16 protein-coding genes are annotated in these 19235 nt (G+C 34.2%); 5 read left to right on the top strand and 11 right to left on the bottom strand.

The window, feature by feature from the left end:
- Positions 1-196: 196 nt before the first annotated feature.
- Positions 197-586, bottom strand: a complete 390-nt coding sequence (locus HX049_RS09875) for a hypothetical protein (RefSeq protein WP_286415641.1) — start codon at positions 584-586, stop codon at positions 197-199.
- A gap of 460 nt (positions 587-1046) precedes the next feature.
- Here HX049_RS09875 and putP point away from each other — a divergent pair, with 460 nt between their 5' ends.
- Both putP and HX049_RS09885 read left to right on the top strand, forming a co-directional pair.
- Positions 1047-2549, top strand: a complete 1503-nt coding sequence (gene putP / locus HX049_RS09880) for a sodium/proline symporter PutP (protein WP_286415642.1) — start codon at positions 1047-1049, stop codon at positions 2547-2549.
- 312 nt (positions 2550-2861) lie between these two features.
- Positions 2862-4043: an MFS transporter gene (locus HX049_RS09885; RefSeq protein WP_286415643.1), complete on the top strand. Its 1182-nt coding sequence runs from the start codon at positions 2862-2864 to the stop codon at positions 4041-4043.
- Positions 4044-4050: 7 nt separating this feature from the next.
- Here the strand turns inward: HX049_RS09885 and HX049_RS09890 are convergent, their stop codons facing one another.
- Both HX049_RS09890 and HX049_RS09895 read right to left on the bottom strand, forming a co-directional pair.
- Positions 4051-4629 (bottom strand): uracil-DNA glycosylase family protein, encoded by a 579-nt coding sequence (locus HX049_RS09890; protein ID WP_286415644.1) that lies wholly within the window; start codon positions 4627-4629, stop codon positions 4051-4053.
- A gap of 12 nt (positions 4630-4641) precedes the next feature.
- A complete protein-coding gene (locus HX049_RS09895; protein WP_286415645.1) occupies positions 4642-5418 on the bottom strand; it encodes an AraC family transcriptional regulator in 777 nt (258 codons plus the stop codon).
- A gap of 84 nt (positions 5419-5502) precedes the next feature.
- Here HX049_RS09895 and HX049_RS09900 point away from each other — a divergent pair, with 84 nt between their 5' ends.
- A complete protein-coding gene (locus HX049_RS09900) occupies positions 5503-6648 on the top strand; it encodes a multidrug effflux MFS transporter (RefSeq protein ID WP_286415646.1) in 1146 nt (381 codons plus the stop codon).
- A 28-nt stretch (positions 6649-6676) separates the two neighbouring features.
- On the opposite strand, the gene HX049_RS09905 is transcribed toward HX049_RS09900, so the two are convergent.
- The 4 genes from HX049_RS09905 to porV all read right to left on the bottom strand — a co-directional run bounded on the left by HX049_RS09905 (position 6677) and on the right by porV (position 10593).
- Positions 6677-7096, bottom strand: coding sequence for a GNAT family N-acetyltransferase (locus tag HX049_RS09905; RefSeq protein ID WP_286415647.1), 420 nt, complete (start codon positions 7094-7096; stop codon positions 6677-6679).
- A gap of 159 nt (positions 7097-7255) precedes the next feature.
- Complete coding sequence (locus HX049_RS09910; RefSeq protein ID WP_286415648.1) at positions 7256-8653, bottom strand: hemolysin family protein; 1398 nt, start codon at positions 8651-8653, stop codon at positions 7256-7258.
- Between the two features lie 236 nt (positions 8654-8889).
- A complete protein-coding gene (locus tag HX049_RS09915) occupies positions 8890-9372 on the bottom strand; it encodes a cytidine deaminase (RefSeq protein ID WP_286415649.1) in 483 nt (160 codons plus the stop codon).
- Between the two features lie 81 nt (positions 9373-9453).
- The gene (gene porV, locus HX049_RS09920; protein ID WP_286415650.1) at positions 9454-10593 is read right to left on the bottom strand and encodes a type IX secretion system outer membrane channel protein PorV; all 1140 of its coding nucleotides are present in this window, start codon (positions 10591-10593) and stop codon (positions 9454-9456) included.
- Positions 10594-11237: 644 nt separating this feature from the next.
- Between porV and gldJ the strand changes: the two genes are divergently transcribed.
- Both gldJ and HX049_RS09930 read left to right on the top strand, forming a co-directional pair.
- A complete protein-coding gene (gene gldJ, locus HX049_RS09925; RefSeq protein ID WP_286415652.1) occupies positions 11238-12758 on the top strand; it encodes a gliding motility lipoprotein GldJ in 1521 nt (506 codons plus the stop codon).
- A gap of 68 nt (positions 12759-12826) precedes the next feature.
- Complete coding sequence (locus HX049_RS09930; protein WP_286415653.1) at positions 12827-14128, top strand: UDP-N-acetylmuramoyl-tripeptide--D-alanyl-D-alanine ligase; 1302 nt, start codon at positions 12827-12829, stop codon at positions 14126-14128.
- A 34-nt stretch (positions 14129-14162) separates the two neighbouring features.
- On the opposite strand, the gene HX049_RS09935 is transcribed toward HX049_RS09930, so the two are convergent.
- Genes HX049_RS09935 through mutL form a run of 4 tightly spaced genes read right to left on the bottom strand, consistent with a single transcriptional unit; the run spans position 14163 to position 19095 of the window.
- Entirely contained in the window at positions 14163-15203 is a 1041-nt protein-coding gene (locus tag HX049_RS09935; RefSeq protein ID WP_286415654.1) for an endonuclease/exonuclease/phosphatase family protein, read from the bottom strand.
- Between the two features lie 3 nt (positions 15204-15206).
- Positions 15207-16061: a rhomboid family intramembrane serine protease gene (locus HX049_RS09940; protein ID WP_286415656.1), complete on the bottom strand. Its 855-nt coding sequence runs from the start codon at positions 16059-16061 to the stop codon at positions 15207-15209.
- The gene (locus HX049_RS09945; protein WP_286415657.1) at positions 16061-16810 is read right to left on the bottom strand and encodes a rhomboid family intramembrane serine protease; all 750 of its coding nucleotides are present in this window, start codon (positions 16808-16810) and stop codon (positions 16061-16063) included. The genes HX049_RS09940 and HX049_RS09945 overlap by 1 nt, the downstream gene beginning before the upstream one ends.
- Positions 16810-19095, bottom strand: coding sequence for a DNA mismatch repair endonuclease MutL (gene mutL, locus HX049_RS09950; protein WP_286415659.1), 2286 nt, complete (start codon positions 19093-19095; stop codon positions 16810-16812). The genes HX049_RS09945 and mutL overlap by 1 nt, the downstream gene beginning before the upstream one ends.
- Positions 19096-19235: the final 140 nt, after the last annotated feature.

Raw genomic sequence — 19235 nt, forward strand, 5'->3', positions numbered from 1 at the left:
ACTATTCTCACTTTTTAATTAATCTTAAACTTTATATTCTCAATAAGAGTAATTTGCTATAAAACAGCTATTTTCATTATAAAAAACCAGTTATTGGCATACTTGTTGAAATATTTATTACAAACTTTTTTTTCATACTACTTTTTTTGCCCTATACACCTTACCCCTTCGTATAGGGCTTTTTTTATTGACCTTTTTACACAATAGAACCAAGGTTAGAATCATCATGATTTCCCTCTTCATGAAGAGTTAACTCATCACAAAAAACTATCTTCTCCTTTTCTACTACAAATGTTGCAATCACTTTCACCTTACTTACAGATCCATCATTTCTATGTACTAATACACTGTGGTTAGTAAACACTAAATTTCCTTCTTCAGCCATATAGTTAAATGTAATAGACAGTTTTTCAGTCACTTCTTTTAATTTTTTAATATGATTACTAAAAATGGTGTAGTCTAATCTCTTTCCATCAACACATTGGATGTAATCAGTAGAAAAATATGTCGCTATCACCTCTGGACAATACTGAGGGCTTTCTAATAAGTTTACAAAGCAGCTCTTGATTAACTCTTTATTTGTCATATTTCATATTTTAAATTAGAAATACGAAAGTAGAACTCTACGAATAAGGAGACGATAACAATTGTTATCAAATAATACCTCTATAGAGACACTATGTGCAGAGTGACAACTACAGAATATGACAGGCTGTCCTATAACTAACTTTTAGATAACACTACGCATATAAAAGCCTATTCTCTCAGAATACATCAACAAAAAGATATAACGACTTACATTATTACTATTAATGGACAAGCCATAATGACTTCTTGTAACTTTTATTCTTTAAAAAAAGAATACTACAATATATATAAGTATCTAAAAAGTATAATAGTTTCATTTTCAGTTTACTTATATTTATAAAATTCATTCAAAAAAGAGGAATATTAAAATACACTATTCGTAATTAAACTAAATAATCCGGTCGTTCATTGTATTATTTAAAATAATTAAATAAATTTAGCAAAAAAATAACAACAATATGTTTGAAAATATAGATCCAACTATTATAACATTTTCCATTTATTTAGTGGTTGTGTTAGGAATAGGTGTAATTGCGTATTTGCGCACAAAAGATTTTTCTGACTACATCTTAGGAGGACGTAGTTTTGGTCCAGTAGTAACCGCTTTATCAGCAGGAGCTTCAGATATGTCTGGATGGTTACTAATGGGATTACCAGGTGCTATTTTTGGCAAAGGTTTATCTCAGAGCTGGATTGCGATCGGTTTAATTATCGGAGCATACTATAACTGGAAGTTAGTAGCAGGTCGTCTGCGTGTACACACAGAAATTAATAATAATGCATTGACATTACCAGACTTCTTTCACAACAGATTTGGAAAAGATGGTCAGTTAGTAAAAACAGTATCTGCTGTAACTATCCTAATCTTCTTCACGATATACTGTGCGTCTGGTATGGTAGCTGGAGCTAGATTATTCGAAACACTATTCCACATGGAGTATATCAATGCACTATATCTAGGGGCTTTAGCTACGATAGCGTATACGTTCATCGGCGGATTCTTAGCAGTAAGTTGGAGTGATACGATTCAGGCTACTTTAATGTTATTCGCGTTAATCTTGACTCCTGTGATGATTATCCTATATATGGGAGGATGGGATGCTATCACTACTTATACAAATGAAGCAGCTATTGCTACTAATATTTCGTATTCAAGTCTGACACATAATGTAAGCTTTATCGCCATTATTAGTGCTGCTGCATGGGGACTTGGATACTTCGGACAACCACATATCTTAGCACGCTTTATGGCTGCTGATAGTGTAAAGACAATGAAGAACGCTAGACGTATAGGAATGTCATGGATGACACTATGTCTAGGAGGAGCTGTAACAATCGGTTATTTAGGAATCAGCTACTACTATAAACATCCAGAAATAGCTGGTGTAGTAAACAAAGACAATGAGATGATATTCATCGAGCTAATCAAACAACTATTTAACCCTTGGGTAGTAGGTATCTTACTTTCTGCTATTCTAGCTGCTGTGATGAGTACATTAAGTGCACAGCTATTAATGTCATCTAGTACCCTTACCCAAGACTTCTACAAAGCTTACTTCAGAAGAAGTGCTAGCCAAAAAGAGCTAGTATGGACAGGAAGATTTGCTGTACTACTAATCGCTTTAATCGCAATCATAATCGCATACGATCCAGATAGTAAAATTCTTGCTTTAGTAGCACATGCTTGGGCTGGTTTTGGAGCTGCCTTTGGTCCTGCTATTTTATTCACTCTATTCTGGAGAAAAACTACAGGTATGGGAGCTTTCGCAGGAGTATTAGTAGGAGCGGTAACAGTAATTATATGGCCTATTCTATTCGGAGATACGGTATACGAAATCATTCCAGGATTCTTATTTAGTTCGATTGCGATCTACTTAGTATCTAACTATGGAAAACAAGCGTCTACAGAGATGATAGAGAAGTTTGACACTGCTGATGCTTTATATCACAAAGAGAAATAATTAGATAAAGTCTATTTATTATACCCTAAACTCTAGGTATATAACAATGATAAAAGTGTTATATACCTAGAGTTTTTTGTTTATCCCAGAATCAGCAATAGGTAGATAAACAAAAAGTAATTATACAAGATAGGTCTGAATTAGCGATTTCAGCATACTATAGTATGGTTGAGCTAATGAAAGAGCTATGAAGTAAAATTGCTTTGTAGTATTTGGCTAATGTTGATTCTGGGTTTATATGAACAACCTAAGATTAACATTGTACAAGAAAATGTAAACCAATAACTTTGCACCTCATAAAAACGATGATACGTGTCTAGATTTAATTCACATCCTATATACAATACTCAGTTTATACTAGTATGTTTAAGCTCTTTACTATTCTCAGCTAGTTTTAATATGCTTATACCTGAGCTACCTGATTATCTATCAGGACTAGGAGGTGCTGAATACAAAGGACTCATTATTGGACTATTTACAATCACTGCTGGTATCTCTAGACCCTTTAGTGGTAAACTGACAGATAAGATAGGACGTGTGCCTATTATGGCTATTGGGTCGATAGTATGTTTTGTGTGTAGTTTATTATACCCTATACTTACCACAGTATCAGGCTTTCTATTCTTGCGATTATTACACGGATTCTCTACAGGGTTCAAGCCAACAGCTACAGCAGCTTATGTAGCTGATATCGTACCTAGAGAGCGATGGGGTGAAGCATTAGGCCTTCATGGGATAAGCTTTAGTACAGGTATGGCCATAGGTCCAGCCATCGGTAGTACTATAAAGATGTACACCTCCATAGACTTCCTATTTTATACTTCATCTGCTTTTGCTCTACTTTCTATTGTTATCTTAATGAATATGAAAGAGACCTTACAAGTAAAAGAAAAGTTCTCTTTTAAATTACTAAAAATATCAGGCAAGGACATCTTTGACTTAGGGGTATTCCCTGCAGCCTTCGTGACTTTTATGTCTTACATCGCTTATGGAGTTATTCTTACGCTAATCCCTGACTGGACAGGACACTTAGGCTTAGAAAATAAAGGGATCTTCTTTATGATCTTTACTATTTCTTCCTTACTAGTAAGATTTGTCGCAGGTAAAGTATCTGACAAATATGGACGTGTCTTAATCATCAATATAGGATTAGTACTTCTGATTATCTCATTAGCTATAATAGCATTCTACGAATCTACTAATGGGTTATATCTAGGGGCATTCATATATGGTATTTCCTTAGGTATCTTATCTCCTGCATTAAATGCCTGGACGATAGACTTCAGCCAACCAGATCAGCGAGGGCGTGCTGTATCTACTATGTATATCGCTCTAGAAGCAGGTGTAGGTGGAGGTGCTTTCTTAGCAGGGTGGTATTATAAAGACAATATCACTAATATCCCTACCATTATGTATGCTAGTGCAGTAGTTATTATCTTGAGTTTAGTCTATATGATGTTTAGAAAACAACTTTCCTTTACAAGAAAAGCATAGGGTAGTATTATTTTCTCAAGATTGATTTGACTTGGTGTTGTAGTACTGGTACAACCTCTTGTTCAAACCATTTGTTCTTCGCTTTCCAAATATTATTTCTCGGAGAAGGATGAGGTAATGGAAAATAAGTAGGTAAATACTCATGGAAGTTATTTACATTCTCTGTCAGTGAATCATTAGTCTTTAAATAATAATCTTGTGCATATTTCCCTATTAGTAAGATAAGTTTGGCAGCAGTTAATTGTTCTAACAACTGAGCATGCCATGTAGGTGCACATATTTTCTTAGGAGGTAAGTCTCCACTCTTCCCTTTACCTGGATAACAAAACCCCATAGGGATAATAGAGAAGTTAGCCGTATCATAGAACTCCTCTTCTGTCACTCCTAGCCATTGGCGCAGTTGTTCTCCACTTTTATCTTTAAAGGGAATACCTGATAAATGTACTTTTAGTCCAGGTGCTTGACCTATAATAATGATTTTAGACTGCACGCTAGATAATACCACAGGATTAGCTCCTAGAGGTAGCTCTTCTTCACATATCTTACAAGCCCTAATATCACTTAATAATTCATCAAAACGATCCATATCTCATTCTATTTATTGTTTTATTAAATAGCGATGTGGGGTAATACCAGCGTGTTTTTTAAAGAATTCTATAAACGCACTATCAGACGAAAACTCCAATACATCAGCTACTACTGAGATAGACATATCCTCAGCCAACAACTCTAAAGAGCGATAATACTTCCATTGCAATCGCCAATCTTGATAGACCATCCCTGTTTCTTTCTTAAAGATACGAGAGATTGTCTTCTCGCTTGCCCCTACCTCTTGGGTTAGCTCCTTGAGAAATGGAGGGACTCTTTTATCTATGATAAACTGTCGGATAATATCTTTTAATCTGCCATCTTTAGGTATCTTCAGATGATAATCTTCTATATGTGCTGCGTTTAATTCATTGCTAAACACTTTTGCTATAGCGAGCTGCTCATCAGTATAAGCCTTCCATTCCCAAAAACATATTCTCTCTATTAACTGTTCTAATAGAGGATTGACTTCTAATACCTTAATTGTATCTGCTATCCACAATTTCTCTTTTGCCATAAAGTAAATAGAGCGATAAGCAACTACATTTCTAAAGAATACACGATGCGATAGCCCTGCAGGTATAATCAGCATACGTGTAGGTGGTAAAATCACTTGCATATCATTAGTCAATAGTGTCATACATCCACTAGGAGCATAGAGAAGTTGCTGGTGTTCATCATGCTGATGAAAACCAGAATCATGCTGAACTAAATCAGAAGCTAGACCTATAACAGGTAAATCTATTAGTTCTGGATGAAATTCTTGTTCTGAATGCAGATATGCCATTTGTCCGTAAACTGTTACTTAATGAGTTTATAGTATTATAAAGATACAACAAATTCTAGAGACCTTTGTCCAAAATTAAAAACAATGAAAACAAAAAACAGTTTAGCTCTAATGGTTGTACTGATGATGTTCCCACAATTCGTTGAGACCATCTATAGTCCTGCCTTAACGCATTTAGCTAAAGCATTTGATGTAACAAAAGAGACTACATTACTAACGATAAGTATATACTTTATAGCCTTTGCACTTGGGGTTATCTTTTGGGGAATACTAAGTGACTACATTGGTAGAAGAAAGGCGATGTTAAGCGGATTGGTAACCTATACACTCGCTTCAGTACTAGCCTTATTGGCTACTAATTTTGAAACAATACTTATCGCTAGATTTATTGCTGCATTTGGTATAGCTGTAGGATCTGTAATTACACAAACTATGATGAGAGATAGTTATACCGGAGTAGAACTAGCTAAAGTATTTTCAATAATGGGTATAGCCTTATCAGTAAGTCCTGTTATAGGATTGCTAATGGGCGGAATTCTATCTAATCAATTTGGATATTGGGGAATATTCACTGTATTAGCGACATTATCAATACTATTATTTAGCACATCCTTTTTCTCCTTAAAAGAAACTAAACAACATAGTGACAAAATCACCTTTGATAAAATAATAACCTTAGCTAAGACGATGTACACTGACTCTCTATTGTGGAAATATGCTTTATTAGTCATGGCGTACAATGTGCTTCTATTTAGTTATTACTCATTTGCTCCATTTATATTTGAACAAGAAGGTTTAAGCCCAACAGTATATGGATATAGTGGTATTGTACTAGCTGCAGGTTCTTTTATAGGAAGCTCTCTAAACAAGAAATTACTAGAGAGAGGTTATTTACCAATTACATTAATGAAGATTGCAGCAGCTATAGCTATTGTAAATGCTTTAGTGTTAATTCTAATAGGAAATACGCTTTATTTTCTAATCCCAATGGTATTTATTGTAACTGCATTCGGGATAGCGATTCCAAATATCCTTAGTCAAGCCCTACTACAGTACAAATCGTCAATAGGTACAGCTAGTGCATTATTCGGATTATTATACTATATCTTGATTGGAACAGGCTTATACATTAGTAGTACTATGCCAAATATCGCAGTCGTAATGATTACTTTCGCAACTATAGCGACTTTAGTTTCACTACTAATTAAAAACAAAAAGACGACTTTATAGCCTTGCTGTAAAGTCGTCTTTCTCTTTCTTAGTTCTTCTTGACATACCCCATTCCTCTAGAGACAGGCCATACTTCTTTAAAACCATAATGCTCGTATAGCTTATAAGCTTCTCCATCTGCTATTAGGTTCACATAACATGACTCTGGCAAATTATCGTTAATAAATTCTGTCAATGTAGTCATTACTAACTTACCTAATCCTTGTCCTTGGTACTCTGGTAATACACAAATATCAACAATCTGACAATGACATCCACCATCACCTACTAACCTTCCCATCCCTACGAACTTATCATTATTCTCTGTATCTAGTATCGACACACAGCATAGAGAGTTGGCAAGACCAATAACTGCTGCCATAATTCTCTTTTCAGACAAACCACAGGTTACACGCATATTTATATAGTCCTCTGGTTCTATTATATCATAACAAATCTTATATCTCATATCTTCTTTAATCTTTTAGATAAACAAATATATAATTGCTATTATTCTCTTCCTAATCGTTTGATTAGAATGTGATAAATTGTAGCAATACGATGACTAAATGAATTACTCAAAAGATAACCTACAAAAAAAGGACAGTACGAATACTGTCCTTTATAATTATTTATCTTCTGATTGTTCTTCTTTCTGTTCTTTAGTTAAAAGACTTAACTCAACTTGTTCTACTGAGTTACGATACATCTTAAGTATCTTTCCTTCGTAGTCATCAAGTCTTATAATATCTCCTACTTTAAACTCGTCATCAGGACACTCTTCGCTGATTAATCCTGCTAGTGTATCATAGTGTTCACTTTCTTCAAACTTAACAGGTACTAGTCTATTAATATCTGATAGGTTATAGTGTGCACTAACTACGTATCTACCTTCTCCCATACTCTGTACTACAGGCTCTTCATTGTCATATTCATCTTGAATCTCTCCTACCAATTCCTCTAAAATATCTTCCATAGTCACAATACCTGTAAACTCTCCTACTTCATTCGTAGCAATAGCCATCTGTAAATGCTTCGCTTGGAATTGTTTCAATACATTTTTAATAAGTGCATTTTCAGAGATATAGATAGGTTCACGAAGCAATGAAGCTAAGTCGGTATTACTCTTGTCTTGAATCATTGCTTTCATCAAATCTTTTGTATAAATAACACCTTTAATATTATCTAAATTATCTTCATATACTGGAAAACGAGAATATCCCTCATTAATAGCATAATCAATAGCCTCCATTACACTTGTATTAATTTCAATAGCAGACACATTCTTGCGCAAGCTTTGAATATTATTTACACGTCTGTCATCAAAGTCGAATACATTCTGAATCAAAACACGTTCTGTTTCTTCAATAGCTCCTCCTTCTTGACTCTCTGTAATAATCATCTTTAGCTCCTCTTCAGTATGAATATCAGCTCCGTGAATTGGGCTAATACCAACGATACGTAATATCCCATTAGCTAAACCATTCATCAACCAAATAATCGGTCTAAAAACGAAATAGAAAATACGTAAGGGCAAAGCTACTGTAAATGTAGTTTTGGTCGGGAAGTGAATAGCTAAAGATTTTGGTGCTAATTCACCAAAAACGATATGTAAAATTGTAATAATAGCAAAAGCTACTGGAAAAGAAACACTTTTAGCTATACCGTACCACTCAGGTCCAGTGAATCCAAAAGCTTCAAACAAATACATAATTACAGGTGTCAATGAGCTTTCTCCTACCCATCCTAACCCTAGTGAAGCAAGGGTAATACCTAATTGTGTTGCTGCTAAATATGCATCAAGATTAGAAACAATATTCTTAGCAATACCTGCTACTTTAGAATTTAGTTCTTGATGAACTTCAATTTGAGAAGTACGAACTTTCACAATTGCAAACTCTGCTGCAACGAAAAAACCGTTTAAGAAAACTAAAAATAAAGTAAGTAATAATTTACCTACTGAAATCTCTTCGTGTACAATGTTAGAACCAGCCAACATTGTAATGATCTGGGCGTATGTATCCATTTTAAGAATTAAAAAAAGCCAAAGGTTAAATATTTTTTAATGGCTTAAGGTTTATACCATTGTGATATAAATCTCGTATCAAAATTAATAATTTAATTGACACAATATCCATCAATATTTACTAATTTTTAAAAAATATCACAATGCTTATAAATATAGTCAACTTTGTACTATTATTATAGTACAAATCGGAACTCGCTTAACAAAATAAATACGATTAGCTCTTTTTATATCCTTTACATAGAGTCTTTATCAAAATGAAAAGGTAATATATTTACTAACGAAGGAGAATAACATACTTTACCTTCTGCTCCCATAAAAAACATCTCTATAGCAGAGTCTTGTTTTGTTTCGTATTCTAATATACTCTGTCTACATGCTCCACATGGAGGAATAGGAGTATTCGTAACTTTTAAATCTGATGATGCTGAAATAGCTATCTTCAAAATTCTTTTATCAGGATAATTAGCCCCTACATAGAATATAGCTGTACGTTCTGCACATAGTCCTGATGGAAATGCGGCATTCTCTTGATTAGACCCCACTACAATAGTTCCGTCTTCTAATAAGATAGCTGCACCTACTCTAAACTTAGAATAAGGAGCATAAGCCTTCTTTCTCACTTCTACAGCCCTATTCATTAACTCTTGATCTTTTTGTTCTAATTCTGCTATTGAATCATATTCTAAGAACGTTGTTACGATTTCAATTTTTTTCATAATCCTTGACTATTAGAGATAAAAAATCCAAACTCATCTTGTTGGGGATGGTTTGGATTCAATACAAATATACTATTTTTTTTAACCTCTTCGATAAGTTTTTCTACCTAAATCGAATGTTAGTGAGAATCTCAATGTATTCTCCATTGGGTTATTTATTTTTGATGTTGAAAATAAATACGATAGGTCTATAGCCATCATATTATATTTAAAACCTGCACCTAAAGTTGCATACTGTCTCGCTCCTTTTTCTGGACTCTCGTGAAAGTACCCAGTCCTAAAAGCAAACTTATTATCATACCAGTATTCTGCTCCTAAAGACCATGCTACCTCTTTCAACTCTTCGCTAAATCCATTAGGCGCATCCCCAAATGATTTTATCACTCCTTTAAGCCATCCCGTATCATTATACTCTATAAGTGCTTCTGCATCATTTCTATGCTCTGGTGGTGTTGGAACTAATAGCTTATTAAGCTCTCCTGAAATAGTCAAGGTATTCTGCTGATCAATAATAAAATCAAAACTACCTCCCAACTTTAAATTTGCAGGAAGAAAAGAACCAAATTGTTCATCTTCATACTTTATCTTAGGTCCCAGGTTTTGAATATTAAATCCTGCTCGCCATCTACCATCGAAAGTACTAAAACGAACTATATCTGATTCATAGAAACCTGCAATATCTACAGCTACTTGACTAGCCATAGAGTTAGAACCATCTAGCTCTGGCATTCTAAGGTTAGAATTGATAAAACGCCCTACAACAGCCATACCAAAACGATCACTTAATTTCAACGAATAAGAGATATCAACAGCAAATTCATTTGGTTTTTTTATAATTGAACTTGATTGATAACTATCTCTAAACTCCATTTCTCCCATTCCAAAATAACGCAAACTTGCACCGATTGCACTACGTTCATTGAACTTGTTAAAATAGGTTAATTGACCTAAAGCCATATCGCTACTCACTTTAGACATATAAGGGCTATAGTTTACAGAAAAACCTTGAGCTTGTGTAGCAAATGCGTACTTCGCAGCATTATGTTGTTGAGAAAACACGTCACTAGAAGTTGCAACCCCAATGTCTCCCATTCCTGATGATCTTGCATCGCCAGATATTAATAAGAAAGGTACTCCAGTAGTTATAGGTCTTACTACTTTCTGAGCGTATATAAACTGCCCCGCTAAAACAGTAAGAAATAAGGCTGTAACTTTTTTCATCTTTATTTTTTTAAGATTCACAAATATAATCTTTTTAACATTACTAAAATCTCACTCCAACTATTATTATAACTTACAAAAACAACAATTATTATTTTATACTTCTTTATAAAAAGAAATATAACTTCTTACTTGATAAGAAACTTATACTATGTACATTTAATCCTATTTTTATTCTCTTGTGTAGAGTAAACTTAATACTATTTTAAATTATTCATGAGTCTATTTACTTTATAATTCAAAGATATTTACCTCATTTTTATACTATTAAAAGATTCTATCTCTAATTCCTAATTAATAAGCTTACTACAACATAGCTTATTCATATTATACTTATTTAATAAAACACAAAGAAAGTCAAGTTCACTAAGAGAGAAACAGCCTCCCCCATCCCTATATTGTCAATTATTTTGTATGGCATTTAAGTAATTCGAACTACATTTGCATAGCGCATAAATTCGTACATTATACAAAACAATTATTTTTTCATTAAGCAATACAAAATACTTTTAGACGTTATAAGTGTAATTGCTTATTAAAAAATAAAAATTATTGATACTTTTTCGATTAAATGAAAGTATTCACATTGCTAATTAAACGTTAATTATTAAATTGCGTACAATTTTATATCCATTTATAACGAGATGAAGATTAAAGAACTTTTAAACTTTCGATTACTGGCAGGTATATTAGTTGCTGCTAGTATTACGAGTTGTGGAAATTCAAACAGCAACGTATCAACGGCTACTGGTTGGAAAATCAATGATAGTAAAGGTGGTTTTCAATACAACACCAAATACGAACAACGCACTCCTAAAGGAATGGTTGCTGTAGAAGGAGGTACATTTACAATGGGACGTATACAAGAGGATATCCTTGCTGATTGGAATAACAATCCTAAAGAAATGTACGTACAATCGTTTTATATGGATGAAACAGAAACTACCAATATCATGTATAACGAATACTTATACTGGTTGCGTACTGTATATCCTCAAAACAATGAATTATATCAAGAGATTTATAAAAGTGCTATTCCTGATACGACAGTATGGAGAGGTCCTTCTGGGTTCAACGAATCACTTATCACTAGCTACTTAAGACACCCTGCTTATGCTAACTATCCTGTAGTAGGAGTTACTTGGGTGCAAGCAAATGACTATGCTAAATGGAGAACTGACCGTGTTAACGAATTAGCTCTAGAAAAAGCAGGTTATTTAAAGAAAGATGCTAAAATTCTTGAAGCAGGATCTGATGCTCACTTTAGCACAGATACGTACCTTATCTCTCCAGAGTCTGTTTATGGAGGGAATAGCGATATTGCTTATAAAGGAAAAGGAAACAAAGCACAAGAAGGTGATCGCAACTTATATGCTACACAAAACTCCGGTTTATTCACTTCACAGTTTAGACTTCCTACAGAAGCTGAATGGGAATATGCTGCTATAGGATTAGTAGGTAACAGAGAGTACAACAACTATAAAGGGCGTAAAAAATACCCTTGGGATAAAAGTAGCAAACGCAAAAAAGGAAGACCAATCGTTCAGAACACTAAGTATGCTAACTATAAACAAGGTCGTGGTGACTATGGTGGTATAGCAGGTTGGGCTACTGACAATGGTGATATCACTAATGCAGTTAAATCATACCCTCCTAATGATTTCGGTTTATATGATATGTCTGGTAACGTTGCTGAATGGGTAGCTGATGTTTATGATCCAAATATTGATCTGAATGACACCGACTTCAACTTCTATAAAGGAAATGTATATTATAAAAACAAAATAGGTGCTGATGGTAAGATTGAAATTACAACAAATGAAACTGTGAAGTTCGATACATTAAGCACTGGTAAATTAAGAGTTCGCAATCTACCTGGACAAATTGCTCAAGAAGAATTAGATCCTTCTATATTTGATGACAATATCCAGACAGGTTTAGGTGGTAAAATAAAAGGTGAAGGACCTAAGCCACTTAAAAAGGTTACTCTTTATGATGAGAAATCTCGTGTTATTAAAGGAGGTTCTTGGAAAGATAGAGCATATTGGTTAGACCCTGCTACTAGAAGATTCTTCCCAGAAGATCAAGCTACAGATTATATCGGATTCAGATTAGTAATGACTAAAGTAGGTCCTAAATCTGATAAACGCAAAACGAAGAATTAACATATTTTAAAATATTCTTTTTTCAAAAGCCCTAATTGTATTAGGGCTTTTTTTTATACTTTTGATTCATGGATATTACTGAAATTTACCAATGTTTTTTACAGTGTGATGGTGTATCTACTGATACTAGAAACATACATCCTAACTCCCTTTTTTTCGCATTAAAAGGAGATAACTTTGACGCTAACGAGTTTGCTCAAGACGCACTTAATAAAGGTGCTGCCTTTGTGATTATGGACAATAAAAAGCTGATAACTGATCCAGCTAAAATGCTTTATGTACCAGATGCCTTAGGTGCTTTACAACAGTTAGCTAAACACCATAGACAACAACTTGGCTTGCCTATTATAGCGCTAACAGGTAGTAATGGAAAGACTACTTCTAAAGAACTTATCGCTACAGTACTAAGCAAAAAATATAAAGTAACGGCTACTAAAGGAAACCTAAATAACCATATCGGTGTACCGCTTACATTACTTTCACTTACAGAAGAGACAGACTTAGGTATTATAGAAATGGGGGCTAACCACAAACAAGAAATAGCTTTCTTATGTGAATTAGCTGATCCTGACTTTGGGTATATTACTAACTTTGGAAAAGCACACTTAGATGGCTTTGGCGGTTTTGAAGGAGTTATTAAGGCTAAAAGCGAATTATACGACTATTTAGAAGACAACTATAAAACAGCTTTTGTCAATTTAGATGATCCTAGACAAGATGCTAAAACAATGACCTTTAGCCGTTATACTTTTGGTACAGATTCTTCTGCTGATATTGTTATTGAACAATTAGAAGCTCAGCCTAACGCTACAGTATATTATAAAGGAGAAGTAATTAACTCTAACCTTACAGGAATTTATAATGCGACTAATATAGCTGCAGCACTGACTATAGGTCATTTCTTCAATGTAGATTTAAGTGAGATTAAAGAAGCTATAGAACACTATGTTCCTACTAATAATAGATCGCAATGGATTACTAAAGAAGATTCTATGATTCTATTAGATGCTTATAATGCTAACCCTAGCAGTATGGACGCTGTATTAACTAACTTTGATCAACTAAATGATCAACGTGATAAAGTGTTCGTCTTAGGAGATATGTTAGAGTTAGGTAAAGAAGGCTATAAAGAGCACAAAGATATCGTGACTAGGTTAAGTGAGGTCAAAAACAAAACAGCCTACTTTATAGGAAGAGAATTCTTTAAAGCCTCTATTAATGTCACACAAGAAGACATACACTTCTTCGAAACGTTTGACTTGTTTAAACAACATATTCTTGACCATTCTAACGAAGTGTTTAAGAATAAACTAATCTTGATTAAAGGATCAAGAGGAATAGCGCTAGAGAGAACCTTAGACTTAATATAACGAAAAAGAGCTTAAATCATGATTTAAGCTCTTTTTATTTATCTTCTTGGCTATCGACTTCCAACCTAGTAATTAACGGGAAGTGATCCGAATTTTTAAACTCTGGATAAGTCTTAAATGACTTTACATGAATACGAGGATCTACGAACACATAGTCGATACGCATCGGATAAGCGAAGTCATACGTCTTCCCAAATCCTGTTCCCCCTTCTACGAATGCATCATTCAGGTTTCCTTTAATATTTCTATACACATACGAGAATGCACTATTATTCATATCTCCACAGATAATCTTAGGAATAGACACATCATTCATATGAGATTCTATTAACTCAGATTGCATCTGCTGTTCTTTAAACGCCTTGGCTATACGATTAACGATTAGCTTAGACTTAGCCTCATCTATACTCTCATGGATATCAGGACTAATACTGATAGACTGCAAGTGAATACTATACACTCTTATCGTATCTTGATCTTTTAGAATATCCGCAAAAATCACATTATTGTTAGAGCTAGGTAAGTTAATCTCCCCTTTGTCAATAATTCTAAACTTAGAATAGATAGCCTGTCCTGTTTTTATCTTATTACCATGTGAAGTAATGAACTTATAAGGATATTGACTGAACTTTATATTTGTATTCTTAGAGTATTCTTGAAAGCACAATACATCAGGATCATGTAGATCTACGAACTCTTTTATCTTATCAGGGACATGCTCATCTGGTATCCAATTAAACAAGTTAAAAAGACGAACATTATAGCTCATTAGAGTGAACTCTTTTCCTCCTACCTCTTCATTTCTACCTGAGAACTTATAGAACTTATTAGCAAAAGTAATACCAAGTACTAGAATTAAAGAAGACAGCCATATTTGCCTTTTTAATTGAATTAACCAATAGATAAAGAAAGCTAGATTAATAATCAAAAAGAAAGGTAATACTAACGTAAACACAGATAATAACGGAAATAACTTAGGTGCTAAAAAAGGCAAGAAATACCCTACTAATGACATAATCGCCATTAGTATATTGATACCAAATACAAATTTGTTAAACCAAGATAGGTTCTTCATATTTTACTCTTTTCCAGCTCTAAACAGAAAGTTTTTCTCCTCTTTGGTAAGGCTTTCATATCCAGATTTACTGATTTTATCTAATATTTTATCTATTTTATGTTGTCTATCATCCTTATTATCACCTACTGTTTTTTCTTGGCGATTCTCCTTATTATTTACATAGACCTTCTTAAAACGAGTTCCTTGATTTCGTTTAAATAGATTACTTATTTTATCAAAGATAATGCTTAAATCGGTTCCTGCTTCTAACATTTTAATATAGATCAACCCCATTAGAGCACCTCCTAAGTGAGCCAAATGTCCTCCTACATTACTTGTGTTCAACTGGATAATATCTAAAACGATAATAAAAGTAGCAATATGCCACATCTTCACATTTCCGATTAAAGCTAATCGCACCTGCATCATAGGGGCATGTACTGCCACACCTACTAATGGTGCTATAGTAGCTGCCGAAGCGCCTACTAGTATAGATCCTGTCGATATAAACGTCCCTCCTAGCAAGAAGAGCACACCACCTAATAAAGCCCCTAATAGATATAAGGTTAAGAACTGCTTGTCTGTAAAAAAAGTTGAAAATAACTTTCCTACAAAAAACAAGACAATCATATTAAAAAGAAGGTGAATCACCCCTGCATGTACGAATGAGTACGTCAACAACGTCCATGGTTTATACAATAGTGACATAGGATTGCTCCCAAGAGCTAACCATGATAATAAACTAGCGCTAAAGGAAGAAAAGAATACTTGCAACAACATAATGATTACTGAAATACCTACATTCCAGTAAATCAACTTTTGCACAATACCACCAGCTCTATACTGGTACTTCAAATCATCTAATAGCTTACTCATTATCTATCCCAACGGTTATTGTTAAACTGTGTCTTCTTATAATACATCATTAATAAATACCCCATCAATGCTCCTCCTATATGAGCGAAGTGAGCGATACCGCCACCTCCACCGAATAGACTGAAGCTACCTGCTACACCTCCGTATAAATCTATCAATAAAATACCAGGTACAAAATATTTAGCTTTAATAGGCACGGGAATAAACATCATCATTAATTCTGCATTAGGGAACATAAATGCAAAGGCTACTAACAACCCATACACAGCTCCTGAAGCTCCTACTACAGGCGTATTATATGCAGAGAGAAAATTATGTAACTGACCATCACCTAATATACCTCCCCATCTTAGATCGTACTTTCCTTCTTTTAATAACGCCATTACATCGCTAGCATTATACCCATTATCTGTAAGTGTAGACACAGCAGAGTGAACGCTAAAGTAATTCACTCCTGTATGTAATAGCGCTGCTCCAAATCCACATAGCAAGTAAAAAGTAAGAAACTTCTTACCTCCCCACATCATCTCTAACGTACTACCAAAAGAGAACAGAGCAAACATATTAAACAGAATATGCATTAAACTCCCATGCATAAACATATGAGTTAAAGGTTGCCATACATAGAATGATGGGCTTTCAAAATAATACATAGCAAATAATTCTTTGATAGCTGGTATAAACATACTAGCCCCAAAAAAGATTATATTCACTATAATTAAATGCTTTACGGTCTCTGATATTCTCATTATAATGCGAATTTTTTTTCTATATCTTCTACTTTCATAGTCACAAAAGTAGGTTTCATAAAAGGTGATACACTTGGTTCTTGACAAGCGAATAATGAGTTCACAATATTCTCTTGTTCTTCATCATTTAGCACAGTTCCTGTCTTCACAGATAAGCTATGTGCTAATGATTTGGCAATGCGGTCACTTTGTCCCATTGCCGTCTTAGGTACTCCATCTTGGAAATCACTAATCAAATCTTCTAATACGATAGAAGCCTCACTCTCTGATATATTTACAGGTAGTCCCGAGATAACCACATAATCTTGTGTCATGTGTTCAAATCCAAAACCAGTCTGTTGTAACATTGGATATAACTCCCTCAATATTTCTACCTCATAAGGAGAGTAATACAATGTCAATGGAAACAATAATTGCTGAGAAGAAGCGGTATGGTTCTGTATACTTTCCATAAACTTCTCGTACAGTATACGCTGATGTGCTCTTCCTTGATCGATGATTACCATTCCTGATTTTATCGGGCTTACAATGTACTTTCTATTAATCTGGAAGCGTTTCACTCCTGTGATTTCCTCCTGTTTATTTTCAAACAGATTACCTGTCACAAAATCACTCTCTAATTTTATGCCAGAAACATCTAAATCTTCTCCTGACGAACGAAGTCCTTCATAGAGATTCTCCCACCCTTCTATATTACTCTTAGAAGACAACGCTCCTTTAGCAAATGAAGATGATGAACTCTTCTTCACAGAAGGCTTATTAAACTTAGATTCTATAACATCAGACTCTCTATTTACTTTAGACCCTAATGTGATTTCTTCTTTATATTCATTCTCTATTGAGCTATTGCCTTTGCTCTCTAGCACTTCACCTAGAGTATCACTATCATCTAAAAAGTTATGATTACTTTTACTCTCTAACGTCTCACCTAAAGAAATATTTTCTTCTGTATTACTTTTACTTTCTAGTATATCTATAAAGCGGTTATTCTCTATATCATTACCCTTATTCGTCACCTTATCTCCAAAGGGATTCATGGATACATACGTCTCGTTATTCTCCAGATCATCTATAAAGCGGTTATTCTCTATACTACTATCCGTAGCTCCGATAAACATAGCCGCATTATTGTCAAATGGATTATATTCAAACTTATCAGACTCTGTAAGTAACTCTCTGTGAAAAGGATTAAAGTTTCTATCCACTTCTATAGTAGGAGTCGATGCTTCTTTTCCCTCAAAATCATACGGAGTGTCTAGACTAGCATCTCTCTGAAAATCTAATACTGGCGCTACATTAAACTGTCCTAGACTATGCTTAATGATAGAACGAAGAATACTGTATAAAGCTTGTTCATCGTCAAACTTTACCTCTGTTTTTGTCGGATGTATATTTATATCTATACTATCCGGTGGTACATTAAAGTAAATGAAATAACTAGGATGTGTTCCCTCTTTTAAAAGTCCTTCATAGGCCGCCATAATAGCATGGTGTAAATAACCACTTTTAACAAAGCGATCATTCACAAAGAAGAATTGTTCTCCTCTACTCTTTTTAGCAAACTCAGGTTTCCCTACAAATCCTGTCACCTCTACGATCTCTGTATTCTCTTTAATAGGTACTAACTTTTCGTTTGTTCTTGTACCGAATACATTGACTATACGCTGACGAGCATTTGTAGGCAATAGGTTAAACACTTCACTCCCATTGTGAATTAAAGAAAAGTGTATATTGTGATGCACTAACACGATTCTCTCAAATTCGTCAATAATATTTCTAAACTCTACATTATCTGACTTTAAAAAATTGCGTCGTGCAGGTATATTAAAAAACAAATTCTTCACTGAAAATGAAGTCCCCGCAGGAGTAACAGCTACTTCCTGACTCACTAGTTTAGTCCCTTCTATGATGATATGGGTACCTAGCTCTGCCTCATGTGTACGAGTCTTTAACTCCACATGGGCAATAGCCGCGATAGAAGCCAAAGCCTCTCCTCTAAATCCTTTAGTACTTAGCGCAAATAAATCTTCTGCTTTGGAAATCTTAGAAGTAGCATGACGCTCGAATGACATACGTGCATCGACATCAGTCATACCCTTTCCATTATCAATAACCTGTATTAAAGTTTTACCAGCTTCTTTTAGAATCAACTTAATCTCTGTAGCTCCAGCATCGACAGAGTTCTCTATCAATTCCTTAACCACAGACGAAGGGCGTTGTACTACTTCCCCTGCTGCTATCTGATTCGCTACGTGATCTGGTAGTAAACGAATAATATCTGACATCTATTTGCTCCTCTATTATTAATCTAATTGTTTAGATAAATTCCACTTAAAGGACAAATTTAAAGAATTAAAAATTCCTTTACTATTTCTGTATTGTAATTTATTTCTAAAATATAGAGGACACTTTCTGAATCATAGAA

Source organism: Myroides odoratimimus (assembly GCF_030326305.1).
In the GTDB taxonomy this organism is placed as follows: domain Bacteria; phylum Bacteroidota; class Bacteroidia; order Flavobacteriales; family Flavobacteriaceae; genus Flavobacterium; species Flavobacterium odoratimimum_A.